Source organism: Buttiauxella sp. AC142, from assembly GCF_979253435.1.
This window is the reverse complement of record NZ_CEEDCH010000001.1, coordinates 668,996-695,898: the sequence shown is the minus strand read 5'-3', so window position 1 is coordinate 695,898 and position 26,903 is coordinate 668,996. Positions and strand designations below refer to the sequence as shown.

The 26,903-nt window shown below is 49.8% G+C and carries 26 protein-coding genes; 6 read left to right on the top strand and 20 right to left on the bottom strand.

The genetic code is table 11. From position 1 onward, the window contains the following. Positions 1-11: 11 nt before the first annotated feature. The 4 genes from AC0IWZ_RS03135 to proS all read left to right on the top strand — a co-directional run bounded on the left by AC0IWZ_RS03135 (position 12) and on the right by proS (position 3,882). Positions 12-827 carry a MetQ/NlpA family lipoprotein gene (locus AC0IWZ_RS03135; RefSeq protein WP_034493531.1) on the top strand — a complete coding sequence of 272 codons (816 nt, stop codon included), beginning with the start codon at positions 12-14 and terminating at the stop codon, positions 825-827. Positions 828-941: 114 nt separating this feature from the next. After that, positions 942-1,346 carry an Rcs stress response system protein RcsF gene (gene rcsF / locus AC0IWZ_RS03130; RefSeq protein ID WP_034493529.1) on the top strand — a complete coding sequence of 135 codons (405 nt, stop codon included), beginning with the start codon at positions 942-944 and terminating at the stop codon, positions 1,344-1,346. Further along, the gene (gene tsaA / locus AC0IWZ_RS03125) at positions 1,343-2,050 is read left to right on the top strand and encodes a tRNA (N6-threonylcarbamoyladenosine(37)-N6)-methyltransferase TrmO (protein WP_034493527.1); all 708 of its coding nucleotides are present in this window, start codon (positions 1,343-1,345) and stop codon (positions 2,048-2,050) included. Before rcsF ends, tsaA begins: the two co-directional genes overlap by 4 nt. 113 nt (positions 2,051-2,163) lie before the next feature. After that, positions 2,164-3,882, top strand: a complete 1,719-nt coding sequence (proS, locus tag AC0IWZ_RS03120) for a proline--tRNA ligase (RefSeq protein ID WP_471678184.1) — start codon at positions 2,164-2,166, stop codon at positions 3,880-3,882. A gap of 67 nt (positions 3,883-3,949) precedes the next feature. Here proS and nlpE read toward each other — a convergent pair whose 3' ends face one another. Genes nlpE through AC0IWZ_RS03105 form a run of 3 tightly spaced genes read right to left on the bottom strand, consistent with a single transcriptional unit; the run spans position 3,950 to position 5,645 of the window. Further along, complete coding sequence (gene nlpE, locus AC0IWZ_RS03115) at positions 3,950-4,645, bottom strand: envelope stress response activation lipoprotein NlpE (protein WP_471678185.1); 696 nt, start codon at positions 4,643-4,645, stop codon at positions 3,950-3,952. A gap of 38 nt (positions 4,646-4,683) precedes the next feature. Beyond that, entirely contained in the window at positions 4,684-5,103 is a 420-nt protein-coding gene (gene arfB, locus AC0IWZ_RS03110) for an alternative ribosome rescue aminoacyl-tRNA hydrolase ArfB (RefSeq protein ID WP_034493523.1), read from the bottom strand. Beyond that, a complete protein-coding gene (locus AC0IWZ_RS03105) occupies positions 5,103-5,645 on the bottom strand; it encodes a YaeQ family protein (RefSeq protein WP_034493521.1) in 543 nt (180 codons plus the stop codon). The genes arfB and AC0IWZ_RS03105 overlap by 1 nt, the downstream gene beginning before the upstream one ends. A 204-nt stretch (positions 5,646-5,849) precedes the next feature. On the opposite strand from AC0IWZ_RS03105, the gene AC0IWZ_RS03100 reads away from it, so the two are divergent. Both AC0IWZ_RS03100 and rof read left to right on the top strand, forming a co-directional pair. Further along, positions 5,850-6,050 carry a YaeP family protein gene (locus AC0IWZ_RS03100; protein ID WP_034460828.1) on the top strand — a complete coding sequence of 67 codons (201 nt, stop codon included), beginning with the start codon at positions 5,850-5,852 and terminating at the stop codon, positions 6,048-6,050. Beyond that, positions 6,037-6,297, top strand: a complete 261-nt coding sequence (rof, locus tag AC0IWZ_RS03095; RefSeq protein ID WP_115630721.1) for a Rho-binding antiterminator — start codon at positions 6,037-6,039, stop codon at positions 6,295-6,297. Before AC0IWZ_RS03100 ends, rof begins: the two co-directional genes overlap by 14 nt. Positions 6,298-6,342: 45 nt before the next feature. On the opposite strand, the gene AC0IWZ_RS03090 is transcribed toward rof, so the two are convergent. The 17 genes from AC0IWZ_RS03090 to ispC form a co-directional block, all read right to left on the bottom strand. Then, positions 6,343-6,654, bottom strand: a complete 312-nt coding sequence (locus AC0IWZ_RS03090; RefSeq protein WP_410373894.1) for a c-type cytochrome — start codon at positions 6,652-6,654, stop codon at positions 6,343-6,345. Beyond that, on the bottom strand, positions 6,651-7,961 hold the full coding sequence (gene tilS / locus AC0IWZ_RS03085) for a tRNA lysidine(34) synthetase TilS (RefSeq protein WP_471678186.1): 1,311 nt from the start codon (positions 7,959-7,961) through the stop codon (positions 6,651-6,653). Before tilS ends, AC0IWZ_RS03090 begins: the two co-directional genes overlap by 4 nt. A gap of 63 nt (positions 7,962-8,024) precedes the next feature. Next, positions 8,025-8,414: a VOC family protein gene (locus tag AC0IWZ_RS03080; protein ID WP_471678187.1), complete on the bottom strand. Its 390-nt coding sequence runs from the start codon at positions 8,412-8,414 to the stop codon at positions 8,025-8,027. Positions 8,415-8,470: 56 nt separating this feature from the next. Then, entirely contained in the window at positions 8,471-10,612 is a 2,142-nt protein-coding gene (locus AC0IWZ_RS03075) for a lysine decarboxylase LdcC (protein WP_471678188.1), read from the bottom strand. 167 nt (positions 10,613-10,779) lie between these two features. Next, entirely contained in the window at positions 10,780-11,739 is a 960-nt protein-coding gene (gene accA / locus AC0IWZ_RS03070; protein ID WP_034493510.1) for an acetyl-CoA carboxylase carboxyl transferase subunit alpha, read from the bottom strand. Positions 11,740-11,751: 12 nt separating this feature from the next. Continuing rightward, the gene (gene dnaE / locus AC0IWZ_RS03065) at positions 11,752-15,234 is read right to left on the bottom strand and encodes a DNA polymerase III subunit alpha (RefSeq protein ID WP_034493508.1); all 3,483 of its coding nucleotides are present in this window, start codon (positions 15,232-15,234) and stop codon (positions 11,752-11,754) included. Between the two features lie 38 nt (positions 15,235-15,272). Continuing rightward, complete coding sequence (gene rnhB, locus AC0IWZ_RS03060; protein WP_034493506.1) at positions 15,273-15,869, bottom strand: ribonuclease HII; 597 nt, start codon at positions 15,867-15,869, stop codon at positions 15,273-15,275. Next, on the bottom strand, positions 15,866-17,014 hold the full coding sequence (gene lpxB, locus AC0IWZ_RS03055) for a lipid-A-disaccharide synthase (protein ID WP_471678189.1): 1,149 nt from the start codon (positions 17,012-17,014) through the stop codon (positions 15,866-15,868). Before lpxB ends, rnhB begins: the two co-directional genes overlap by 4 nt. After that, positions 17,015-17,803, bottom strand: coding sequence for an acyl-ACP--UDP-N-acetylglucosamine O-acyltransferase (gene lpxA, locus AC0IWZ_RS03050; protein WP_034493502.1), 789 nt, complete (start codon positions 17,801-17,803; stop codon positions 17,015-17,017). It abuts the gene before it with no gap. A gap of 3 nt (positions 17,804-17,806) precedes the next feature. Then, entirely contained in the window at positions 17,807-18,262 is a 456-nt protein-coding gene (fabZ, locus tag AC0IWZ_RS03045) for a 3-hydroxyacyl-ACP dehydratase FabZ (protein ID WP_034460847.1), read from the bottom strand. A gap of 116 nt (positions 18,263-18,378) precedes the next feature. Beyond that, complete coding sequence (lpxD, locus tag AC0IWZ_RS03040) at positions 18,379-19,404, bottom strand: UDP-3-O-(3-hydroxymyristoyl)glucosamine N-acyltransferase (RefSeq protein WP_034493500.1); 1,026 nt, start codon at positions 19,402-19,404, stop codon at positions 18,379-18,381. Positions 19,405-19,407: 3 nt separating this feature from the next. Further along, complete coding sequence (gene skp / locus AC0IWZ_RS03035) at positions 19,408-19,908, bottom strand: molecular chaperone Skp (RefSeq protein ID WP_034493498.1); 501 nt, start codon at positions 19,906-19,908, stop codon at positions 19,408-19,410. Positions 19,909-20,027: 119 nt separating this feature from the next. Beyond that, entirely contained in the window at positions 20,028-22,439 is a 2,412-nt protein-coding gene (gene bamA, locus AC0IWZ_RS03030; protein ID WP_034493496.1) for an outer membrane protein assembly factor BamA, read from the bottom strand. Positions 22,440-22,471: 32 nt separating this feature from the next. Beyond that, the gene (rseP, locus tag AC0IWZ_RS03025; RefSeq protein ID WP_172895494.1) at positions 22,472-23,824 is read right to left on the bottom strand and encodes a sigma E protease regulator RseP; all 1,353 of its coding nucleotides are present in this window, start codon (positions 23,822-23,824) and stop codon (positions 22,472-22,474) included. 11 nt (positions 23,825-23,835) lie between these two features. Next, a complete protein-coding gene (gene cdsA, locus AC0IWZ_RS03020; protein WP_034493492.1) occupies positions 23,836-24,693 on the bottom strand; it encodes a phosphatidate cytidylyltransferase in 858 nt (285 codons plus the stop codon). A gap of 18 nt (positions 24,694-24,711) precedes the next feature. Continuing rightward, positions 24,712-25,464 (bottom strand): (2E,6E)-farnesyl-diphosphate-specific ditrans,polycis-undecaprenyl-diphosphate synthase, encoded by a 753-nt coding sequence (gene ispU, locus AC0IWZ_RS03015; protein ID WP_410373888.1) that lies wholly within the window; start codon positions 25,462-25,464, stop codon positions 24,712-24,714. Between the two features lie 186 nt (positions 25,465-25,650). Next, a complete protein-coding gene (gene ispC, locus AC0IWZ_RS03010) occupies positions 25,651-26,850 on the bottom strand; it encodes a 1-deoxy-D-xylulose-5-phosphate reductoisomerase (protein ID WP_471678190.1) in 1,200 nt (399 codons plus the stop codon). Positions 26,851-26,903 lie beyond the last annotated feature (53 nt).

Below are 26,903 nucleotides of genomic sequence, written 5' to 3'. Positions count from 1 at the left end.
AAGGAAGGGATATGTCTTTTAAATTTAAAACCTTTGCAGCAGTTGGTGCTCTGATTGGGTCTCTGGCACTCGTGGGTTGTGGTCAAGACGAGAAAGATCCAAACCATATTAAAGTTGGCGTCATCGTTGGTGCTGAACAACAAGTTGCAGAAGTTGCAGTGAAAGTCGCAAAAGAAAAATATGGCCTGGATGTTGAGCTAGTGACTTTCAACGATTACGTTCTGCCTAACGAAGCGCTGAGCAAAGGCGACATCGACGCTAACGCCTTCCAGCATAAACCATACCTGGACCAGCAGATCAAAGATCGTGGCTACAAACTGGTTGGTGTGGGTAATACCTTTGTTTACCCAATCGCTGGCTACTCCAAAAAGATCAAATCTATAGATGAGCTGCAAACTGGCGCGCAAATTGCCCTGCCAAACGACCCAACTAACCTTGGCCGTTCCCTGCTGCTGCTGCAAAAACAAGGTCTGATCAAACTGAAAGATGGTGTCGGTCTGCTGCCAACTGTTCTGGATGTAACTGAGAACCCTAAAAATCTGAAACTGGTTGAACTGGAAGCACCACAGTTGCCACGTTCTTTGGACGATGCTCAGATTGCACTGGCTATCATCAACACCACCTATGCAAGCCAGATTGGCCTGACTCCAGCGAAAGACGGTATCTTCGTTGAAGATAAAGACTCTCCATACGTAAACCTGATCGTTTCCCGCGAAGACAACAAAGACGCTGAAAACGTGAAGAAATTCGTTCAGGCTTATCAGTCTGATGAAGTTTACGATGCAGCAAACAAAGTCTTCAACGGCGGCGCAGTAAAAGGCTGGTAAGTTTCCATTCTTCTATTTTTGCGTAAATAATCTAAGACGGGCTTATGCCCGTCTTGTTATTTGTACGAGAGCTTGGTTCAATAATCGCGTTTTATCATTCATTGAGGAAAAATTATGCGTGCTTTACCGATCTGTTTATTAGCAGTCATGCTCAGCGGCTGTACGATGCTAAGCAGATCCCCCGTTGAACCTATCAAAAGCACTGCAACACCGCCGAAAGCCGAGCCTGCAAAACCTAAGGCCGTGAAACCAGCACCCGTAAAAATCTATACCAATGCTGAAGAGTTAGTCGGTAAGCCATTCCGCGATCTCGGTGAAGTCAGTGGCGATTCATGCCAGGTTAGCAATCAGGACTCTCCACCCAATATCCCGACAGCTCGTAAACGCTTGCAAGTTAACGCATCAAAAATGAAAGCAAACGCGGTGCTGTTGCATAGTTGTGATGTGACTAGCGGCACGCCAGGTTGCTACCGTCAGGCCGTTTGTGTTGGGTCTGCGTTAAACGTCTCCGCAAAATGACAGCATTTGGTTTTGAGCAAATTGGCGTTATTCACTCTCCTTATAAAGAGAAGTTTGCCGTTCCCCGCCAACCCGGTTTAGTCACTGATGGCGGTGGCGAATTGCATTTACTGCCCCCGTATAATGTGGCAGATGCCGTTCGCGGCCTTGAAGGCTTTAGCCATCTATGGCTGCTTTTTGTCTTCCACCAAACGATGGAAGGTGGCTGGCGGCCCACGGTACGTCCGCCACGGCTCGGTGGAAACGCGAGGATGGGCGTATTTGCTACGCGTTCCACCTTTCGCCCGAATCCCATCGGCATGTCTTTGGTCGAGCTGAAAGGGATTCGTTGCCAAAAAGATCAGGTCATTTTGCAGTTGGGCAGTCTGGATTTAGTCGATGGTACGCCGGTCGTTGATATCAAACCTTATTTACCATTTGCCGAAGCGATACCAGAAGCCGTTGCGGGTTACGCGCAAAATGCTCCCGTTGCCGATATGTCGGTTTATTTCACGCCAGAAGTACAACAGCGATTATCGTTACTCGATAAACATTATCCGTACATTGAGCGTTTTATCCGCCAGGTGCTGGCACAAGACCCACGCCCGGCCTATCGTAAAGCAGAAGACCCTGGTAAAAGCTACGCCGTTTTATTGCTAGATTTTAATGTTCGCTGGCGTGTAACAGAGCACGGCTCGGAAGTGTTTGCCGTTGAGAACCGTTAATTTATCGCCCTTCTCTTTTGACATTCCTGCCACACTGGTAAACTAAAACACTTATTTTGCATCAGGCTACTCAGGTAGCCAGTTATCTGCCGTTCAAATGGAACCGTAACAACATGCGTACTAGCCAATATCTGCTCTCCACACTGAAGGAGACACCAGCCGACGCTGAGGTCATCAGCCACCAACTGATGCTGCGTGCCGGGATGATCCGCAAACTCGCTTCTGGTTTGTATACCTGGTTGCCAACCGGTCTGCGCGTCCTGAAAAAAGTCGAAAACATCGTGCGTGAAGAGATGAACAACGCCGGTGCCATCGAGATGTGCATGCCCGTGGTTCAGCCCGCAGATTTGTGGCAAGAAAGTGGTCGTTGGGAACAGTATGGCCCAGAGCTGCTGCGTTTTGTTGACCGTGGCGATCGTCCATTTGTCCTCGGCCCAACTCACGAAGAAGTCATCACTGACTTGATTCGTAATGAACTCAGCTCTTACAAACAACTGCCACTGAACTTCTTCCAGATTCAGACTAAGTTCCGTGACGAAGTTCGCCCGCGTTTCGGCGTGATGCGTTCTCGTGAATTCCTGATGAAAGACGCTTACTCTTTCCATACTTCTCAGGAATCCTTGCAGGAAACTTACGATGCGATGTATCAGGCCTACAGCAAAATCTTCACCCGTATGGGTCTGGATTTCCGCGCGGTAGAAGCGGATACCGGTTCTATTGGTGGCAGCGCTTCCCATGAATTCCAGGTGCTGGCACAAAGCGGTGAAGATGATGTCATCTTCTCGACCGAATCTGATTACGCAGCGAATATCGAGTTTGCAGAAGCAGTTGCTCCGGCTGGCGGTCGTGCAGCACCAGCCGTTGAAATGACACAGATTGATACCCCGAATGCGAAAACCATCGCTGAGTTGGTTGAGCAGTTCAACCTACCAGTTGATAAAACAGTCAAAACTCTGATGGTTAAAGCGGCTGAAGGTAGCGCTTACCCACTGGTTGCTTTGCTGGTTCGCGGCGATCACGAGCTGAACGAAGTTAAAGCCGAAAAACTGCCGCAAGTTGCTGCCCCGCTGACTTTCGCAACCGAAGAAGAAATTCGTGCGGTAGTTAAAGCCGGTCCAGGTTCACTTGGCCCAGTTAATCTACCAATCCCTGTGGTTGTTGACCGTACCGTTGCTGCGATGAGTGATTTCGCCGCTGGCGCAAATATCGATGGCAAACACTTCGTCGGTATTAACTGGGAACGCGACGTTGCGCTGCCAGAAGTTGCTGATATCCGTAATGTTGTCGAAGGCGATCCAAGCCCGGACGGTAAAGGTACGCTGCTGATTAAACGCGGTATCGAAGTTGGCCACATCTTCCAGCTCGGTACCAAATATTCAGAAGCAATGAAAGCCTCTGTTCAGGGTGAAGATGGTCGTAACCAGACACTGACCATGGGTTGCTACGGTATCGGTGTGACTCGCGTAGTGGCAGCAGCCATTGAGCAGAACAACGACGAGCGCGGCATCCTGTGGCCAGACGCTATTGCACCGTTCCAGGTTGCTATTCTGCCGATGAATATGCACAAATCTTTCCGCGTGAAAGAACTGGCTGAAGAGCTGTACTCCACTCTGCGTGCTAAAGGCATTGAAGTGCTGATGGACGACCGTAAAGAGCGTCCTGGAGTGATGTTTGCTGACATGGAACTGATTGGTATTCCACACACTGTTGTTATCGGCGATCGCAATCTCGATAGCGAAGAAGTTGAATACAAAAATCGCCGTGAAGGTGAGAAGCAGATGATCAAAACCAGCGAAATCATTGATTTCCTGTTGGCCCAGATCCAGCGCTAAAATTTAAGCAGTACCAAATAAAAAGCCCCGCTAGTCACCTGGCGGGGCTTTTTTTATGAAGATTTTATCAGTCGTGGCAGGTTTTCTTCGGCTCGAACTTTGCAGCCCGGTCAGTAACAACTGTTTTTCTCAGTTCCCCACTGTCTGGCGAGGCCTGCAAAGTAAAGTGCGCTTCTACCACCAGCAACACCGGCTGGTAATCTTCACCGCGAGCTGCTGCGTAACCACGCTCAAGTTCCGCGTTGCTGGCTACATCAAACGTTTTACCCGTGGCACAATCCTGGAAAATCGCCGCATCAGCCATGTATTTATACATGCCTTTCATGGCCATTGGGGTTGCAGGCAACGCCGCTTTCATTGGCTTCAAGGTGTAATTGAGTTGGGACTCAATAGAATTGCCGGAACGATCCAACATTTCCAGATCATCACCTTTCGGACGGAAGTAGAGCTTTTCACCGTTGCTTTCGGTCAACACTAATTTATCTGCCGTACGCGCCCAGGTGCCATATGAGGCTAATACCGCTGGCTCTTTCGCGCCCTCGTAGCGCTGATTCATGACCCACGAGCCATCTTTTTCTAAAAACAGCGACGTTTCAATTCCTGAACAATCCGCACAAGGGAGTACACCTCGATAGCTTTGCTGCATCGGTTGTAGTTCTGCGGCTTGTGTTGGCTGCAAAGTTTGAACTTCAGCCCGGTTATTACAGCCAAAAAGTGCGAACAAGCTGCACACGGCTATAGCTGACAATAGAATCTTTTTCACCATCTCTTCCTTCTGCTGGTCAATTTCTTTGTCGTTAATTATTCGGGACGACGAACTTTTCCACGAAGCGATTTCGTCGTGGATTTTTGGGATTTAGAGGCCAGGCGGCGCTCTTTTGACGCTCGCGTAGGGCGCGTCGCTCGTCGGCTTTTCTGCTCAACGGTTAATTCCTGAATCAACGAAACTAATCTCGCTACTGCGGCTTCACGATTCATTTCCTGGCTGCGATATTCCTGCGCCTTTATCACCACCACGCCATCAGGCGTAATCAGGTGATGACTCGCTGCCAGTAAGCGCTCTTTATAATACTCTGGCAGGCTGGAGGCTCGAATGTCAAAACGTAAATGGATAGCCGTTGAGGTTTTATTCACATGCTGGCCGCCCGCTCCTTGCGCGCGGATTGCCGTAATAGTGACTTCATTGTCCGGTATTGCTACCGCCCGGGAGACTTCTATCATCAATGATGTTGCCAGGCCGTAAAGTGAATTTCGAGATTATTCTCAGCATCAGACAACCATATAGCACCATCCTGGATGGTGGCCTGTAAGTTCATCGAACGCGTACCGAACTCACACAGTTTTGCCAGTTGTTCATCATCGAGATACCAGATTGAAAGGTTCTGATATTGTTTGAGTTTATTTTGATGCTGCTGCCACCAGATTTCAGCCGCGCGGCTATTATAGGTAAACAACGCAACTTCACCTGACTGGCTACAGGCTTTTTTCAGGCGTTTTTCATCTGGCAGACCAAGCTCAATCCACAGGTCGATACCCATGTGATCGTTACGCTGCCAGATTTCTGGCTCATCTTCCGCACTTAAACCCCGGCTGAATTGCAGCCGCTCGTTGGCATATTTAATCCACGCCAGTAAACGCAGCATCATACGTTCCTGAGTTTCCGAAGGATGGCGCGCAAGCGTCAGGTTGCTATCCAGGAATTGATTGCGATCGAGATCGGCAACATTCACCATCGCTTTATAAATTGTCGCTTTTAACGCCATCACACTTCTCCGAACTCAATTAGGCGCTCATTGTAACGAAAACCTCGCTAAAACGCTGTTATCTATTCACTCAACCAGAGAGTTGCACTGCTGATATCGGTTTCATCCCTGTGGTATAGTCACCTTGCTAAACAGAGTTTATCTTCGTAGGCTTAACTGCATCCCACAGTTAAGTCTGAGGTCGGGACTCTGAAAGGAGGGCGTGTGGAAAAGTATTGTGAATTAGTACGGCGGCGCTATGCGGAAATAGCCAGCGGAGATTTGGGTTACATTCCCGATGCACTGGGTTGCGTCCTGAAGGTGCTGAACGAAGTGGCTTCCAACGAAGCACAACCAGAATCTATTAGGGAACAGGCGGCGTATGCTGCCGCGAACTTACTGGTGAGCGATTATGTCAATGAATGATGCCTATCAACCCATCAATTGTGATGATTATGACAATCTCGAGCTCGCCTGCCAGCATCACTTATTATTGACGCTGGAGTTAAAGAGCGGAGAAGTTTTCAAGGCGAAAGCCAGTGACTTGGTGTCTCGTAAAAACATCGAATATTTGATTCTCGATGACGCCGGTGCCACACGCGAAGTTCGCCTCGATAAAATAGCCAGCTTCAGCCATCCTGAAATTGGCACTGTCGTAGTTAGCGAGTCTTGATACGCAAAGTATCCGCATAAGTGGGCAGCCTTGGGCTGCCCTTTTTTATGGCTTCATTGTGGCGTAATAAGCAGCAAGATTGCTGATGTCTTCATCTGACAAACCGCTAACGTAGGCTTTCATGATTTCCGCCTGGCCACCACTGCGCTCACCCTTTTTATAGGCGTGCAAAGAGTGCTCCAGATACGCCTCGTTTTGCCCCGCAAGATTCGGGTACATTGGCACTGAAACTTTTCCTGCCACACCGTGACATGCCACGCACATCATGGCCTTTTGCTCACCCGCGGTGGCATCCCCCTTAGCCAGTACCGGTTGGGCACACAATAAAACGCCCGCTAAAATAATCATCCTCTTCATTGCTTATTCTCCTTTTGCCAGTCGATACGCCAGCATGAGTTTTCCGTTGCTTTTCCATCCTGAGTGACAAAAACACCCAGGGCGGCAATCAATTTATCGCCATAAAATAACAGAGGTGTTCTTTCTCGCGCCCAGGGTGGAATGCCTGATTCTTGCCAGATTTTTTTCAGGCTTCGGCCACGATCACGCCCCACAATATGAAACTGCCCGGATGCTTTAAAGCGCACGCTTACCGGTTCGTTTTCAAGCGGTGCTCGCACTTCAATCCCATCAACACCTAATTGCAGAATGCCTAAACCTTCTGGCAACGTTAATGGCTTAAAAGGCGCAGGCCACGGGAGAGTTTCATCTCCTAAACCCTGCATGACAGGCAGCCAGTATAATGCGCCCTGGTAACGACGAACTTCATGGTCACCAAATTTCAGGCGTGGATTCGCATCTTCACGGCTCGTTGCCACCTCATCCCACAAACGAACCAACGCGGCCCGCGAGGGCATAAGCGCCTTTTGCCGGGCAAACCAGCGCCGCAGTAAGGCTGCACGCCGAATATCACTGAGCGCCTGCATAGGTTCAATGAGTAATGCTCCGTCAGCCCGAACCAGGTCATTAAGTTGCTCCGCCAATAGCTCATCGAGAAGTTGCTCTTGCTCACCACACAACTGCGCGCTGCGGGCTACGCTTTGTGGGAAATGCGGCCATCGCTGCTGAATTCCAGGGAGGATTTGCAGGCGCAAGAAATTGCGATCGTAGCTGTCGTCCAGGTTACTTTCGTCTTCAATCCACGTTAACTGATGTTCTTGCGCCCACGCTTCCAGCTCTTTGCGAGTTTGCCCCAACAAAGGCCGAATCAATTCCGTCTCGCCAAAAGGCAAACGCTCTGGCATGGCCGCTAAACCGGCTGGCCCACTGCCCCGTTTCAGGGCAAGCAAAAATGTTTCGCACTGATCGTCCAGATGCTGTGCAGTCAGCAATACTTCATGCGGACGTAGGGTGTCGGCCAATGCCTGGTAACGCGCTGCCCGTGCATGGGCTTCAATCCCTAATCCGTCATCAGCCAGCTTTACGTGTTTTACCTCAAGCGGCACGTTCCATTGCGTGCAAACATTCTGACAATGCAATGCCCATTCATCGGCATTTGAGCTTAACCCGTGATGAATATGCATGGCTCGAATATGAAAATTCGCACCATGAGTCTCGCGAAGCGTGACCAGTTGATGAAGCAAAACCGTGGAGTCCAGGCCACCACTAAACGCCACCAGCAAATGTGTGTGCGGTTGCAGTAATTTGATGAGAAAAGGAAGTGGCATAGTCAGTAATTAAAATAAGGATTTGCCCGGAACGTTACCGGGCAACATGAAGTGAGGCAAGCGTTACTGTTGGTAAAGTTCTAACGGCAGCCCATCGGGGTCATTAAAGAAAGTAAAACGCTTATCCGTGAAAGAATCGATACGCACCGGCTCACATTTCACGCCATGCTTTTCCAGATGCGCGATGGCACTGTCGATATCATCAACACTAAACGCCAGGTGACGCAGCCCGCAAGCTTCCGGGCGACTTGGCCGCGCTGGCGGGAAAGGAAATGAGAACAGCTCAATGACATATTGTCCATTTAACGCCAAATCCCCTTTCCACGAGTCTCGTTCTTCACGGTACGCTTCCGCTTGCAGCGTAAAACCGAGAACATCACAGTAAAAATGCTTACTGGTTGGGTAGTCCGACGCGATGATTGCGATATGGTGAACTTGCTTTAAACCCAGCATAAATGCTCCTTAATCTTTTCTGCACGGTAACTATCAGGATTCGCTAAATCAAGACGTTAAACCGTTTTTAAGACTCGTACACGGTAAACCCCATCCTCACCCAGTTTGGCTCCGTGAATGTCAGTTTCAAAGCCTGGGTAATGCTCACCCACCGAACACAGCATTAACAAGAAATCGAGTACTGCGCGGCTTTCATTGGTGATCATCTCACCCGGCATGACCACCGGCACGCCTGGTGGATACGGCAGAATCATGTTGGCTGACACTCGATTCAACAACTGTTCAATTTCAACGGTTTCAACATTACCTTTCACTTGCTGCTGATAGGCTTTATGCGGGGTCATTTTCATTTCCGGCAGCACATCAAAAGCACGCAACATCAGGTCAGAAAGATTGTGCTGTTTAATCAGCTTGTGAATACCCTGCGCTAAATCCTGAATACGCATATTGCGATAAAAATCAGGGTCTTCAGCGTATAAATCCGGCAGCATATTTTTCACACGCAGGTTGAGATCGTAGGAGCGTTTAAACTCTGTCAAACCACGAAGTAAGCTCAATGCTTTGGTTTTGTCGATACCAATACTGAACAGGAACAGCAGGTTATACGGCCCCGTTTTTTCGACCACGACGCCACGCTCATCGAGGAATTTTGCCACCAGCGCCGCCGGTATCCCCTCTTCTGCCATGCTACCCAGCTCATCCATCCCCGGAGTCAGAATGGTGACTTTAATCGGGTCGAGATACATATGATCGGCGTCAGCATCTTTGAATCCATGCCAGTCTTCTTCGCCAGGAGAAATCGGCCAGCAGGCCGCTTCGTCGATATATTCCGGCTGCCAGATATCGAAGAACCAATCCTCAGATTCTTCACGCAAGCGTTGAACTTCACGGCGGAAATGCAGCGCTCGCTCCACTGAACGGTTTATCAAACGCTTTCCCGGATTTCCCCGAAGCATGGCTGCAGCTGTTTCGATAGACGCCACTAGCGGATAGCTAGGCGAAGTGGTGGTGTGCATCATGTAGGCTTCGTTGAACGTCTCCTCGTCGTAATCTCCTTTGATATGGATTAGAGAGGCTTGCGACAGCGCCGCCAGAAGTTTGTGTGTGGACTGAGTTTCATAAATGACTTTACCCGGCACGCGATCGCCGCTCATGCCACTTTTCCCCTGATAAATAGGATGGAAGTTGGTATAGGGTACCCAGGCAGAATCGAAGTGAATCGAAGGCACATCGAGGGTTTGTTTGATGAACTCGGTGTTATAAAGCAAACCGTCATAAGTCGAGTTGGTGATCACCGCATGCACCGGCCACTGCGCATTTTCCGTCGCAGCGACTTTCTCCTCAATACTCGCGCGCATAAATTCACGCTTCGGGATGCCGCCCAAAATCCCCAGCGCGTTGCGCGTTGGCTTGAGCCAGATTGGGACCAGATCCGTCATCATTAACAAATGGGTCAGCGATTTATGGCAGTTACGGTCGATAATGACTGTGCTACCGGAAGGAGCCGCGTACATGCCAACGATTTTATTCGACGTGGATGTCCCGTTGGTCACCATGTAACTCTGTTCTGCACCGAACGTGCGGGCGATATACTCTTCGGCTTCAAGATGCGGCCCGGTGTGATCCAGCAACGATCCCAGCTCAGTCACCGAAATAGAAACATCCGCTTTCAGCGTGTTCGCCCCAAAGAAGTCGTAGAACAAGCAGCCTACCGGGCTTTTCAGGTAGGCAGTACCCGCCATATGGCCTGGCGTGCAGAAGGTATATTTCCCTTCGTTGACATAATTGAACAACGCTTTAGTTAGCGGCGGTGTGATGTTATCCAGATATTCATTGGTGTATTGGCGGATGCGCAGGGCGATATCGTCGGCGGCACTGAGTGCATATTCAAAGAACCACAGCGCCATGCGCATTTCGTTGACACTGACATCCAGCGAGGAATGCGTATTGATAAATGCATACAGCGGCAAATATTCATTCAGCGCGTTAATTTCACTGCATAAATCCAGGCTGTACTCGTCCCAGTCAAAAATGACTCCACAGATACGCGGATTATGTTCGATGAGTTTAAGCAAGTCGTTGCTGTTGGTGGGATAAATAAGCCGAAAACCTTGTACTTCCAACGCCTGATGCAGCTCTTTGATTGGCTCATCTTTATAGAAAACGCCATGCGCTCCCATGATTGCAATAATATTCAATACTCACCTCCTGGCAAAAAACCTTCAGGTAAGCATAGTTTATTGAAATGGGGTGGAGAACAAGTGCGGAGGTGTAAGGTTTCTTAAAGTGCGCTATTAAGGATGATTCACAGACAATAAAAAAGGCCAGAATCTCTTCTGACCTTTCTTCGTAATGCATCACGCTATCATGCGTAGCCGTAACTCATCAGACGATGATAACGACGAGCCAACAGCTCTTCGGTATTCAACACGTCCAGATCAGCCAGGTCAGCCAGCAGTTGCGCTTTCAAAGAAGCAGCCATCGCTTCCACATTACGGTGTGCGCCGCCCAGAGGTTCAGGGATAACGGAATCAATCAGCTTCAGCTCTTTCAGGCGTGGAGCAATGATGCCCATCGCTTCTGCGGCAATCGGTGCTTTGTCAGCACTTTTCCACAGAATCGACGCACAGCCTTCCGGCGAGATAACGGAATAAGTGCTGTATTGCAGCATATTCACTTTATCGCCCACACCAATTGCCAGAGCACCACCAGAACCACCTTCACCGATGACGGTACAGATGACTGGCACTTTCAGACCAGACATTTCACGCAAGTTACGCGCGATGGCTTCTGACTGACCGCGCTCTTCCGCGCCCACACCAGGATAAGCACCTGGGGTATCGATGAAGGTAATGATTGGCATATTGAAACGCTCAGCCATTTCCATCAAACGCAGTGCTTTACGATAGCCTTCTGGTGCTGGCATACCGAAGTTACGGCGAATCTTCTCTTTGGTTTCACGACCTTTCTGATGGCCAATAACCATCACCGGACGACCATCGAGACGCGCAATCCCACCAACAATAGCTTTATCGTCAGCATACGCACGGTCACCTGCAAGTTCATCGAACTCATCAAAAGCGAGACGCAGGTAATCAAGCGTATACGGGCGCTGCGGGTGACGCGCCAGTTGAGCAATTTGCCATGCTCCTAAATCAGAGAAGATCTTACGTGTGAGTTCTACGCTTTTTTCACGCAGACGCTGCACTTCTTCGTCCAGATTAATATCTAACTTTTCGTCCTGACGGCTAACTGCAGTCAGGGAATCAATTTTCGCTTCCAGCTCTGCAATCGGCTGTTCAAAATCGAGGAAATTCAGACTCATAATATTCCTGTATTAGTCAAACTCCAGTTCCACCTGCTCCGGGCCTATCAGCGAGCGAAGCTCATTGAGCAAACGATCGCTAGGAGATACACGCCATGCTGCGCCAAAACGCAAACGTGCTCGTGCATCCGCTCTCTGATAGTAGAGATGTACTGGAATGGTCCCCGAACGATGGGGTTCCAGAGACTGACGGAGACGGTTCAAAAGCTGGTCATCAATTTGCCTGTCCGTCAGCGAGATAGCAAGCCCACGCGCATACTTTTCGCGGGCCTCGTCTATGTCCATAACTTCGCGAGCGGTCATTTTAAGGCCACCGCTGAAGTCATCAAAGCTGACCTGTCCGCTGACGATCAGGATACGGTCTTTTTCCAACAGATGCTGGTACTTTTCTAACGCATCTGTGAATAGCATCACTTCCAGGCGACCAGAACGGTCATCCAGAGTGCAGATGCCAATGCGATTGCCACGTTTGGTAACCATCACCCGCGAAGCAATCACCAGACCCGCAGCCGTGGTCATTTTACCACGTTCTGTCGGGTGCATCTCTTTTAGGCGCATGCCACCGACATAGCGCTCGATTTCTTTTAGATACTGAGTGATTGGGTGGCCGGTCAGGTATAAACCTAACGTTTCACGTTCACCATCCAGCACCACTTGTTCAGGCCACGGAGTCACGCTGGCGTAGGATTGTTCAACTTGCTCCGGCTCATCAGCCAGCACACCGAACATATCCACCTGGCCGATAGCTTCGGCTTTCGCGTGCTGATCGGCAGCTTTCAGCGCATCGGGCAGCGCATTCATAAGGGCTGCTCGATGCGGCCCAAGGCGGTCAAACGCCCCGGACATCACTAATTTTTCAAGGATACGTTTATTGAGTTTTTTAACGTCAGCACGCGCACAGAGATCGAACAATTCGCGGAAATAACCGCCTTCGTTACGCGCCTCAATTATCGCTTCAATCGGGCCTTCACCCACACCTTTAATCGCACCAATGCCGTAAACAATTTCCCCGTCGTCATTGACGTGGAAGTGGTATAGCCCGGAGTTAATATCCGGTGGCAAGATTTTCAGGCCCATGCGCCAGCATTCATCCACCAGGCCGACGATTTTCTCGGTGTTATCCATATCCGCAGTCATCACCGCGGCCATGAATTCTGCCGGATAGTGCGCTTTTAACCATAGAGTCTGGTAAGAAACCAGCGCATACGCAGCGGAGTGAGATTTGTTAAATCCGTAACCGGCAAATTTTTCTACCAGGTCGAAGATTTTAATCGCCAGCTCACCGTCAATGCCACGAGACTTCGCGCCATCTTCAAAACCGCCACGCTGCTTCGCCATCTCGACCGGGTTCTTTTTACCCATCGCACGACGCAACATGTCCGCACCGCCCAGCGAGTACCCCGCCAGCACCTGTGCAATCTGCATAACCTGTTCTTGATACAGAATAATGCCGTAGGTCGGTTCCAGCACCGGTTTCAGGCTTTCATGCTGCCACTGAATATCCGGATAGGAGATAGCTTCGCGCCCGTGCTTACGGTCAATAAAGTTATCAACCATGCCTGATTGCAACGGCCCAGGGCGGAACAGCGCTACCAATGCAATCATATCTTCGAAGCAGTCGGGTTGCAGACGCTTGATCAAATCTTTCATGCCGCGAGATTCAAGCTGGAACACCGCAGTGGTTTCCGAGCGTTGCAGCATGTCGAAGCTTTTCTTATCCTCGAGCGGGATAGCAGCGATATCTATCGGCTCTAAACCCTGCTTCGCCCGACGCGGGTTGATCATCTTCAGCGCCCAGTCGATGATGGTGAGCGTACGCAGGCCAAGGAAGTCAAACTTCACCAGCCCTGCATATTCCACATCGTTTTTATCAAACTGGGTGACCGGGTTTTGCCCCTGGTCATCACAATAAAGCGGTGCAAAATCGGTAATTTTGGTCGGTGCAATAACCACACCACCGGCATGCTTACCGGCGTTACGTGTTACGCCTTCAAGCTTGCGCGCCATGTCGATCAGCGCTTTAACTTCTTCGTCCGCTTCGTAGATTTCAGGAAGCTGCGGTTCGGCCTCGAATGCTTTTGCCAGCGTCATACCCGGATCGGGCGGGATAAGCTTAGAAATACGATCGACGAAGCCGTACGGGTGCCCCAGTACACGGCCCACATCACGGATAACCGCTTTTGCCGCCATCGTACCAAAGGTAATAATCTGAGATACCGCTTCGCGCCCGTACATTTCTGCCACGTGATCGATAACGCGATCTCGTTTTTCCATACAGAAATCGATATCGAAGTCCGGCATCGAAACACGTTCCGGGTTAAGGAAACGTTCGAAAAGTAGATCAAACTCCAGGGGATCAAGGTCGGTGATCTTCAGGGCATAAGCCACCAAAGAACCGGCACCAGAACCACGACCAGGGCCAACAGGCACGCCGTTGTCTTTCGACCACTGGATAAATTCCATAACGATCAGGAAGTAGCCCGGAAAGCCCATCTGGTTGATAACTTTAAGCTCAATATCCAGACGCTCATCGTACGGCACTCTTTTTTCCGCACGCTCTTCAGGATCTTTGAACAAGAACTCCAGACGATCTTCCAGCCCTTCCTTCGATTTCATGACCAGGAAGTCTTCGGTAGACATTTCGCCCGTCGGGAATTGCGGCAGGAAGTATTCGCCCAGACGCACCGTGACGTTACAACGCTTGGCGATTTCTACACTGTTTTCCAACGCTTCCGGAATATCGGAGAACAGCTCGCACATCTCCTCTTCGGTACGCAGGTACTGCTGTGAAGAGTAATTGCGGGGGCGCTTAGGGTCATCCAGCGTAAACCCGTCGTGGATAGCCACGCGGATTTCATGGGCGTCAAAGTCTGTGGACTCAATGAACCTTACGTCGTTGGTTGCAACAACCGGTAAGCCACGTTCATCCGCCAGAGCAACGGCGGCGTGCAAATAAGTTTCTTCATCAGGACGACCGGTACGAATCAGTTCCAGATAGAAGCGATCGGCAAAATACTGCTGGTAGAATTCCAGACACAAATCAAGCTGTGCCGTATTCCCACGCAACAAGTTTTTGCCAATATCCCCCATACGCCCGCCAGAAAGCAGGATCAGCCCTTCGTTTAACTCGGCAAGCCAGGTGCGGTCGATAACCGGTCCCGCAGCACCATAACCACGTTGATAGGCTTTTGAGATGAGCAAAGTCAGATTTTGATAACCGACATTATCAACAGCGAGCACGGTTAAATGGCTGAGTTCATCACCCAGCAATTCGTTTGCCACGTTAAAGTCAGCACCAATAATGGGCTTGAGGCCCACGCCATGCGCAGCACCATAGAACTTCACCAGCCCGCAAAGGTTGGTGAAATCGGTGATAGCAATAGCTGGCATCCCCATTTCCGCGGCTTTCTTTACCAGCGGAGCGGTTTTCGCCAGGCCATCAACCATGGAATAGTCACTGTGCACCCTGAGGTGTACGAAACGTGGTTCAGCCATTTCTCATTCCGTTTAGATGTATAACGTACGTCCGCAAATCAGGACGCCAGTCCGAGAGCGCGTTTGACCGGAGCAAAACTACGGCGATGGTGCTCAGTCGCACCATGCTCTGCCAGCTTTTCCAGATGGAAAGCGGTAGGGTAGCCCTTATGTTGGGCAAAACCATATTGCGGGAAGGAGAGATCAAGCTCTGCCATTTCACGATCGCGCGTCACTTTGGCAATTATTGATGCCGCGCTAATTTCTGCAACCCGGCTATCGCCTTTTACCACAGCCAGCGAAGGCATAGGTAATGCAGGGCAGCGGTTGCCATCAATCAATACATACTCAGGAACCACATGAAGGCCTGCAACGGCACGCTGCATCGCTAACATAGTGGCATGAAGAATGTTTAATTGGTCAATCTCTTCCGGCTCCGCACGACCAAGACTCCAGGACAGCGCTTTTTCGATGATTTCTTCGTAAAGCGCGTTGCGGCGTTTTTCAGAGAGTTTCTTGGAGTCTGCAAGACCAATAATAGGTTTTGTAGGATCCAGAATCACCGCAGCAGTGACAACCGCACCAACAAGAGGGCCGCGCCCAACTTCATCAACACCAGCCACCAGGCGCGTGTGAGGATAAATAAATTCAATCATTGGGCAAGCTCCAATACAGCATCCGCGGCTTGTTCATCAGCATTACAACGAATCTGCAGATGCAGGTCGCGGAATGTATCGTGCATTTGATGGCTCTGCGCACCGTCTTCAAGCAACGGTTCCAGAGCTTTCGCCAACGCGTGCGGCTCACACTCTTCTTGCAACAATTCTTTGACCAACTCACGGCCTGCCAACAAGTTAGGCAGTGAAACGTAATCGGTTTTTACCAGGCGCTTCGCCAGCCAGAAGGTAAACGGCTTCATGCGATAGCCCACGACCATCGGGCATTTTGCCAACATGCACTCAAGTGCAGCGGTGCCAGAAGCCAGCAATGCAGCATCACTCGCAACCATCGCTTCTCGCCCTTGCCCATTGAGCAGGTGCATCGTCAGATCGGGTGCCACTTCTGCTTTGATACGCTCAAACTGTTCACGCCGTTTGGCATTAACCAGCGGCACCACAATCTCAAGCCCTGGAAAACGCTCGCGTAGCAATAACGCTGTTTTAAGGAAATCAGCACTTAGCATTTCAACTTCTGCACCACGGCTACCAGGCAACAATGCCAGGCATTTAGCATCAGGCGAAATACCGAGTGTCATGCGTGCGGCATTTTTATCGGGATCAATCGGCATGGCATCAGCCATGGTATGACCGATAAAGCGGCACGGGACATTAAATCTATCGTAAAACGCTTTTTCGAAAGGCAGAAATGCGAGCACCAGATCCGTTGCTCTGCCAATTTTGAAAACACGTTTTTGGCGCCACGCCCAAACAGATGGACTGACGTAGTGAATGGTACGAATACCCTGCTTTTTAAGATTACCTTCCAGGGTGATATTGAAATCAGGCGCATCAATACCGACAAAAACGTCTGGCTGCAATTCAGTGAAACGGCGCGTGAGATCCGCACGAATGTGAAGTAAACGACGCAGACGACCGAGCACTTCAACAATGCCCATCACTGCCAGTTCTTCCATTTCGTACCAGGCTTCGCAGCCTTCAGCTTGCATCAAAGGCCCAGCGACACCCACGAAGCGGGCATCAGGAATCCGGGCTTTGAGAGCACGAATCAGACCTGCACCAAGAATATCGCCGGAGGTTTCTCCGGCGACCAGGGCAATCGTAAGCGGGCGACCTGATTTCATCTAGCGAATCAAACCACGTGTTGAACGAGCGAAGAATTCAACAAATGCTTTCACTTCTGGATGTTGCTCGGCAATTTGAGCAATCTCAGGTTTGGCTTCTTCGAAGGTTTTACCGCTGCGGTAGAGAATCTTGTACGCATTACGCACTGCGTGGATGGCTTCTCTACTGAAACCCCGGCGCTTCAGACCTTCGATGTTCACGCCAAACGGCGTTGCGTGGTTGCCCTGCGCAATAACATATGGCGGAACGTCTTGCGCCACGCCGGAACAACCGCCCACCATAACGTGTGCACCAATAATGCAGAACTGGTGCACCGCCGTCATGCCACCGATGATAGCGAAATCATCGACAGAAACGTGACCAGCAAGCGTTGCGTTATTTGCGAGGATACAGCGATTACCTACTGTGCAGTCGTGCGCCACATGCGCATTAACCATCAGCAAGTTATCACTACCCACCTTCGTCAAACCACCGCCCTGCTCTGTTCCGCGATGGATGGTAACGCTTTCGCGAATGCGGTTGCGATCGCCAATTTCCACACGGGTCGGTTCACCAGCATATTTAAGATCCTGGTTAACTTCACCAATGGACGCGAACTGGTAAATCTCGTTGTCACGGCCAATAGTCGTATGACCATTTACCACAACATGAGACTTCAGGACGGTACCTTCACCGATCTCAACATGCGGACCAACAATACAAAACGGACCAATATGGGCGTTAGCACCAATGACGGCACCGTCTTCCACAATGGCAGATGGATGAATAAAGGCGGATTTATCAATCACGTATTAGCTCTCCCGGCTGCGGGCACACATCATAGTTGCTTCGCAGACAATTTTACCGTCAACGGTCGCCACGCCTTTGAAGCGCGTCAGACCACGGCGGGTTTTCTCGAAAGTCACTTCCATAATCATCTGGTCGCCTGGCACGACTGGACGTTTGAAACGAGCTTCATCAATACCAGCAAAGTAGTAAAGCTCACCAGGTTCCAGTTTGCCCACGCTTTTAAACGCAAGAATACCGGTGGCTTGCGCCATCGCTTCAAGAATCAGCACACCTGGGAAAATCGGTTTACCAGGGAAGTGGCCCTGGAAAAACGGCTCATTTACTGTGACATTTTTTACTGCACGTAAAAAACGCCCTTCTTCAAAATCCAGCACACGATCAACCAGTAAGAACGGGTAACGGTGCGGCAGAAGTTCTAAAATCTCTTCGATGTGCAGAGTATGAGTGTCGGTAGTCAAGATACTCTTCCTGTCTAAATGTACCAAATGACAATAATAACACGGCCTGCGACTATCTCGGGATAGCTAGCAGGCCGCAAATCAGTAAGCACTAACGCGTCTTGGGCGGGTGACTTTTAGTCTTGTTGATTGATTTTTTTCTCAACGGATTTCAAGCGTTTGCTGATCTCGTCGATATTCATCACCAACGCGGCTGTTTTACGCCACACTTTGTTCGGCTGTAACGGAATACCTGAAGAGTAAACCCCCGGCTCTGTGATTGGGCGCATGACCATGCCCATTCCCGTTACGGTGACTTTATCGCAGATTTCCATATGACCATTGATAACACTGGCACCACCAATCATACAGTAGCGACCAATTTTCAGGCTACCAGCCATAATCACACCACCAGCAACGGCAGTATTGTCGCCAATCACAACGTTATGTGCAATCTGGCATTGATTATCAATGATAACACCATTACCGATAATCGTGTCGTCCAGCGCACCACGGTCGATAGTGGTACAGGCACCGATTTCAACACGATCGCCAATGATCACTCGGCCGAGTTGGGGGATCTTCACCCAATTACCGCGATCGTTGGCATAACCAAATCCGTCAGAACCAATGACGGTGCCGGATTGAACCAGGCACTCTTCACCCATCTGGATTTCGTGGTAAATCGACACATTCGCCCACAAGCGAGTACCAGAACCAATTTTGGTGTTTTTACCAACGAAGCAGCCTGCACCAATGACGACGTTATCACCCAGCACGACACCAGATTCAATAACCGCATTGGCACCAATAGCCACGTTAGTACCCAACATCGCTGTCGCATCAACCACCGCACTTGGTGCGATGTTTTGAGCTGGCTGCGGCGTGGAATCAAGAATTTGCGCCATGCGAGCGTAGGTCAGGTAGGGATTCTTCACTACCAATGCAGCGCTATGTGCGAAAGGGAGATCGGCTTCAGTCATTACGACGGCAGAAGCCTGGCAAACAGCCAATTGCTCACGGTAACGAGGGTTAACCATAAACGTAATTTGGCCAGCCTGGGCCGTTTGCATAGATGCAACGCCGGTGATGACAATTTCGCCATCACCGTGCAATTCTGCATCCAACTGCTGGGCTAAATCAGCCAGTCGAATTGAAGACATTACTTATTTAACCTGTTTCAGAACATCTGAAGTGATGTCTTTAACACTGCTGCCAGCATAAGCAACGGTGTTAGCATCCAGAACTACGTCGTAGCCTTTATCGTCAGCAACTTTCTTCACAGCACTCTGAATACGAGTAACCAGTTTGGCGCGTTCTTCGTTAGAACGACGACCACGGTCTTGTTCGAATGCCTGAGCTTTGGTCTGGAACTGTTGACGTTGAGCCATCAGGTCTTTTTCCATTTTGCTACGGTCAGCAGCTTTCATGGTAGAACCATCACGTTGCAGCTTTTGCATTTTGGACTGCAGATCGCCTTCCATATTCTGCAATTCGCTCGCGCGGCCTTTAAACTCATTTTCCAGAGTTTTGGACACACCGGTGCTCTGCGCAACCTGTTGGAACAGATTACCCATGTTTACTACAGCAATGCTGTCAGCTGCTTGAACGCTGGCTGATGCAGCCATAGCGAGGCCAAGACCTGCGGCAAATAACCACTTTTTCACAATAAACTCCTTACCATCCCGTATGTGTCCTGAGACACTCTTTTTTACGTGCGCCAGTTCTGCATATTGCGAACTGGCGTCAACGTTTACTGCTTTATGCAGTCCTTTGCACAGAACAATTACCAGGTTTTACCAATGTTAAACTGGAACTGTTCCGCTTTGTCGCCTTCGTATTTCTTGAACGGTTGAGCATAAGAGAACACCAACGGCCCCAGAGGCGACATCCATTGCAATGCGATACCTGCGGACATACGAATGTTGCTTGGGTCACTGTAATCAGGTACCCCTGCATTCTGCATAGCCGTATTGTTATCCCAGTTTGTATCCCAGACTGTACCCATGTCCATGAACACGGAAGTACGGACTGAGTTCGCGTATTTCTCGCTCAGGAACGGCGTTGGTGTGATAAGTTCGAAACTTGCCACTGCCATTGCGTTACCACCGACTGCATCATCAGATGAGCAATAGCCGCCAGACTGGTTACAGTTGTCATTTCCTGGCCCACCAATATAGACCGCTTTCGGGCCGATGTTGTTGGACTGGAAGCCACGCACGGTGCTCGAACCACCGGCGTAGAAGTTTTCATAGAACGGCATCTCTTTGCCGCCCAGGCCATCACCGTAGCCGACGCGAGTACGACCTAACATTACCCAGGTATGATCTTCATCAATTGGGAAGTAGCTCGCCGTATCCAGCGTAACCTTATAGAACTCGTTATCAGAGCCAGGAACGGTCACTTTACCGTTTAGGTTGACGCGGGAGCCTTCAGTTGGGAAGTAACCACGGTCAAGCTTGTTGTACGTCCAGCCGTAGTTCAGCGTGAAGTCATCTGCGGCAAAACCGTTATCATCAGAGCTCGTACTGGCCGTTTGACCAACAGAATCCAGATAACGCCACATCGCAACCTGCGGCTGCATATTGGACAGGTCGTTATGAACATAACCTAAGCCCAGACGCAGTGTGTTGTTTTCGTTAACCGGGAAGCCAAGCGTTCCATCCACACCGTAACTTGTGTTGGTGTAGTCAGAAAGGTCCGCATCGTCTGCTTTAAAGTCGTTGTAGAAGATACGGCCGCCAAGGCTAACCCCATCAACTGTAAAGTACGGGTCGGTTAACGACAATTCAGCATATGTCTGATAATCGTTTTTAGTCCCGTTGATGCCAACAGAGTAACCCGTACCTAACCAGTTATCCTGCTGAACACCGACCTGGAAGCTGATACCACTTTCTGTACCGTAACCGATACCAAAGTTGAAGCTACCGGTGTTTCGTTCTTTAACTTTGTAGACAACATCAACCTGGTCAGGGCTACCTGGTACACGCTGTGTATCAACGTCTACCGTTTCGAAGTAGCCAAGACGGTTCAGACGATCTTTGCCTGAATCGACAAGGTCGCTACCAAGCCAGGTGCCTTCCATCTGACGCATTTCGCGACGCAGAACGGCATCTTTACTGGTGTCGTTACCTTCAAAGCGAATTTTACGCACGTAGTAACGGTTACCGGAATCAACGTTAACATGCAGTTTTACAGTCTTATCTGCATCATTGATTTCAGGCTGCGTTTGTACACGCGGGTAGGCGTAACCATAACGACCCAACAATTTCTTGATGTCGTCTTCCATTTTGGTCACTTTGGTGCCGTTATAAAGCTCGCCGGGTTTTAGTTTAGTCAGCGTTTCAATTTCTGCTGAATGCCCAGCCAAATTACCATTCACCGTCACACCAGCAATCTTGTACTGATCGCCTTCTGTGATGTTGATAGTAACGTAAATATTTTTCTTATCAGGAGTCAGACTTACCTGAGTAGAATCAATATTAAAGCGAGCATAACCGCGATCCAGATAGTAACTGCGCAGGGTTTCTAAATCGCCCGCTAGTTTTTGCTTCTGGTATTTACGATCGCCCACCACGTTCCACCAAGGCACTTCATCACGCAACTGGAAGTGCGAGATCAGTTCATCGGTCGTAAACGCATGGTTGCCAACGATGTTGATTTGCTGAATTTTGGCTGAAACGCCTTCCTGGAATACCAGTTTCAGGTCAACACGGTTACGCGGCAATGGCGTAACAACGGCTTTAACGCTGGCACTGTACTTACCAACGCTGTAGTAGAAATCTTCCAGGCCTTTTTCAATATCGGCAAGGGTTGTTCGGTCCAGAGATTCACCGACACGCACACCAGAAGCCTCAAGGTTCTGTTTCAGCATGTCGTCCTTCACGGACTTGTTACCAGAGAAGGTAATACTCGCGATTGTCGGGCGTTCTTTCACCTGAACAACTAACGTTTCGCCATCACGAAGTACCCGGACATCTTCGAAGTTCCCGGTAGCAAACAGTGAACGAATAGTATTACTGATATCCTCGTCAGAGACGGTATCGCCTACGCGAACCGGCATGCTGAGGAGGGCCGCACCGACGGCGACTCGCTGCAGGCCTTCGAAATGAATATCCTTCACTACGAACCCGTCTGCACCGTATACGGTGGCGCTGCTAAACAGCAGCGACGCTATGAGCAACTTTTTCATCGCCATCGTTGTTATGCGTTCTTCCTAACCTATTCTCTCTAAAACCGAGAGAAATCATTGAAAAGTGCAAGCCCCATCAACAGCACCAGCAATATAGAGCCAATGCGGTAACTAAAGTCTTGAACTCGCTCGGAAACCGGCCCACCTTTCAGTTTTTCAATCGCCAAAAAGAGCAGGTGCCCCCCGTCGAGGACGGGTAACGGAAACAGGTTGATAATCCCCAGATTGACGCTAATCAGCGCCAGGAACATCAGATAGTAAATCAACCCAGATTCCGCCGACATACCTGCACCTTGAGCTATGGAGATTGGCCCACTGAGGTTATTTAGCTTGATGTCACCGGTTATTAATTTCCCCAGCATATTGACCGTAAGCTTCATGAGTTGCCAGGTTTTATCCGTGGCTTCTGCAACTGCGGCAAACGGCCCATACTGGCGTACTGTTTTATACTCATCAGGCAGCGGGATAACTTTTGGAACCACACCCGCAAACCCTTCAGGCTTCGCATTACCCGGTTTTGTATCCGGTATCAGCGTTAAAGACAAGAGCGCCCCTTGTCTTTCTATTTCTAGCTCCAGTGGGTGACCTGGATTGTCACGCACCTGACTAACAAATTCTGTCCACTGCTTCAGAGTCGCACCGTTGACTTTAACGATCCTGTCCCCGGCTTGCAAACCTGCTTTATTCGCAGCGGAATTTGGCTGCACTTCTTGTAAAACCGTTTCAATTTGCGGACGGCGTGGCCCGATGCCCAGTGAAGTAATCGGATTCTGCTTTTCTGGCTCAAACTGCCAGTGGCGCAAATCCAGAGTTTTTTCACTGCGCAAATTCGAACCCAGCGGGGCCATTGACACCTTGACACTGTCATCGCCAATCTTCGCCATCAACGCGAGCTGAACTGATTCCCAATCAGGCGTTTCGATACCATCTATCGCTTTAAGTTCCATGCCTGGTGCAATTTGTGCTTCTGCCGCTATCGAGTTGGGCGTAATTTCACCAACAACCGGACGAACACCAGGGACACCAATAATAAACACAAGCCAATAGGCAAACACAGCGAAGATAAAGTTAGCAATCGGACCAGCAGCAATAATTGCGGCTCGTTGAGAAACGGTTTTGTTATTGAAGGCCTGGTGACGCAATTCCGGGGCGACTGCCTCGACGCGTTCATCAAGCATTTTGACATAACCGCCCAGAGGGATCAGAGCGATGACAAATTCTGTACCATGGCGGTCAGAACGGCGCCAGAGCGCTTTACCAAAACCAATGGAAAAGCGCTCTACTTTAACGCCACAGCGGCGAGCAACCCAAAAATGGCCGAACTCATGCACGGTAATTAATACACCCAGTGCAACGATAAATGCAGCCAAATTCCAGAGTAAGCTCAGCATATAACCTTCCGTTAAATCGTCCTGAATACCAGCAATAACAGACAGGCAAATACCGGTACTGCTGCTGTAAGGCTATCTATGCGGTCAAGGATACCACCATGACCGGGGATCAAGTGACCGCTATCTTTAATCCCTGCTTCACGCTTAAACATGCTTTCGGTTAAATCACCCAGCACTGATGCCAGAGCGGCGATGACCGAACAAGTCAACAGGATAACTGGCGCCACATCCAGATTTGCCCACATGCCAAACAGCAGTGAGATTATCGCAGAAGTGAACAGACCGCCAAAAAAGCCCTGCCAGGTTTTGCCTGGTGAGACTTTCGGCGCGAGTTTATGTTTACCAAACATTTTGCCAAACATATATGCACCGGAGTCAGCACCCCAGACCAAAACCATCACATATAACAGCCAGATTGAGCCAGTGTAATGGTTGATATCATAATGCCAGTTACGCAGTACAATCATGCCCCAAAAGAACGGCACAATCGTTAAAACACCGAATATCAGACGTAGCGTTTTAGAGTTACGCCAGATTGATGCAGAGCCAGGATAGAAAAGCACCAAAAGCAATGCAGCAAACCACCAGGCTAAAGACGCCCAGAGTGATGCTTCAATGAGCGGGATATGGACCGTACGCTGATATTCGGGTAATGCAAATAGCATCAGAGCCAATAACAACCCACATAAAACAGCAAGCCACACGCGCTGAGAGCGAGCTTTAAAACCTGCTAGTTGTCCCCATTCCCAGGCTGCGAGCATACAAACCACTAGGGTTGTAATGGCAAATCCTACTGGTGGAAGCCAGAATAACGCGGCTATGACCACCGGGATTAAAATAAACGCAGAAAGCAGGCGATACTTCAGCAAAAGTGACCCCCAACAGGCTTACTCACCACCAGGTGCCGTGCCACCAAAACGACGCTCTCGATTTGCAAAAGCATTTAGCGCACCTTCAAAGTCTTGTTCATCGAAATCAGGCCAAAGAACATCAGTGAAATAAAGTTCTGCGTAGGCAATCTGCCAAATCAGAAAGTTACTGATACGATGTTCTCCCCCTGTCCTAATTACCAAATCTACGGGAGCCAGTTCATTCATGCAGATTTGCTTGCTCAGCAACTCTTCATCAATCTGATCAGGACGCAATAAACCTTCCTGAACCTGTTCGGCGAGATGCCGCACTCCCTGAATAATATCCCAACGTCCGCCATAGTTCGCGGCGATATTGAGAGTCAAACCTGTATTGGTACTGGTTAAGGCTTCGGCTTTATTAATACGTTCTTGCAGGCGAGCATTGAACCGGCTGGTGTCGCCGATAATGCGCAGACGGACATTGTGACGATGCAAGCTTTTGACTTCGCTATCTAAAGCCCACACAAACAACTCCATCAGCGCGCTCACTTCCTGAGCCGGGCGATTCCAGTTTTCACTACTGAAAGCATAAAGTGTCAGCGCATCAATACCATTATTTGCGGCAAAACTCACAGCCCGGCGAACAGACTTAGCTCCCGCTTTGTGACCGGAAACTCGCATCTTCCCTTGACGCTTTGCCCAACGACCATTGCCATCCATGATAATGGCAACATGACGCGCGCCATGCTCGGATTGTGTTTCGCTTATTTGTTGGTTTGCAGACAACATAACGCGTAATTATTCCCAGATATGGATTAAGCGGTACTCAAAATGATTTCAGCTTTTACATAAAAAAGCCGTGCTATAACACGGCTTACCAATCATTCAGCCAGTTTTTCCTGACTGAAAGATGGCGCAGACTATATCACTGAAGCACAGAGCTAACAAATACAGGTACATCAGCCGAATGAATAATCATCGGGTTGCGATACGTGTCACCAGATTTCGGGCAACCTCGCGCGCTTTTGCATCCACTGCCAGCACTTCTTCTACGCTCTTTGGCTCCGTCAGTTCCACACTATCAAGAACAGCACGATTTAAGGAAGCAATGTCTGTGAATCGCAATTGCTCTTGCAAGAAGGCCTCAACAACAACTTCATTGGCTGCATTGAGCACGGTTGTCGCGGCCTGTCCTTGCTCAAACGCTTCCATCGCCAGCTTCAAACAAGGATAGCGGTGATAGTCTGGTTCCATGAAGGTGAAAGTCCCAATCTTACAAAAATCGAGCGGTTCCACACCTGACTGCACGCGCTCTGGAAACGCCATGGCGTGTGCAATTGGAGTACGCATATCTGGCGCGCCTAACTGTGCCAGAACGCTTCCATCACGATAGCGCACCATCGAATGGATGACCGACTGTGGATGGATCAGTACTTCCATTTGTTTAGCTGATGCATTGAATAGCCAGCGGGCTTCAATATATTCGAGACCTTTGTTCATCATGGTGGCCGAGTCGACGGAGATTTTACGTCCCATCGACCAGTTCGGATGGCTACAAGCCTGCTCCGGCGTCATTCCCGCAAGCTCGCTCAAAAGCGTCTCACGGAACGGGCCACCTGATCCGGTAAGAATAATCGACGAAACGCCATTACTCTCAAGTTCAGCGTACCCGAGGTTTTGCTGGATTGTTTCCGGTAAACTCTGAAAAATCGCGTTGTGTTCACTGTCGATAGGTAGCAACTGAGCTTTACTGCGTTGCACCGCGTCCATAAACAAACGCCCACACGTCACCAGTGACTCTTTATTTGCCAGCAGGACTTGTTTACCGGCAGCAATCGCAGCAAGCGTAGGTAACAGCCCTGCAGCCCCAACAATCGCGGCCATCACTTGATTCACGTCATCCAGTGCGGCCATTTCGCATGCTGCATGCTGCCCGGACAGAACTTCGGTAGCACTCCCCTGCTCTTTTAGCAGACGACGCAATTGGCTCGCAGAAACCTCATCGTCCATCACCGCCCAACGTGGCTTGAACTCCAGACATTGTTCAGCCATTCGCGTGACATTCTTCCCGGCAACTAATGCCACGACGGAGAATTTTTCAGGGTTATGACGCACAACGCTAAGGGTACTGGTACCGATAGATCCGGTAGAGCCAAGAATGGTCAGTTGCTTCATGGGGCGCTCTGGAGTTTTAGTATGAATAATCAAATAAAAAACGCCGTAAACAA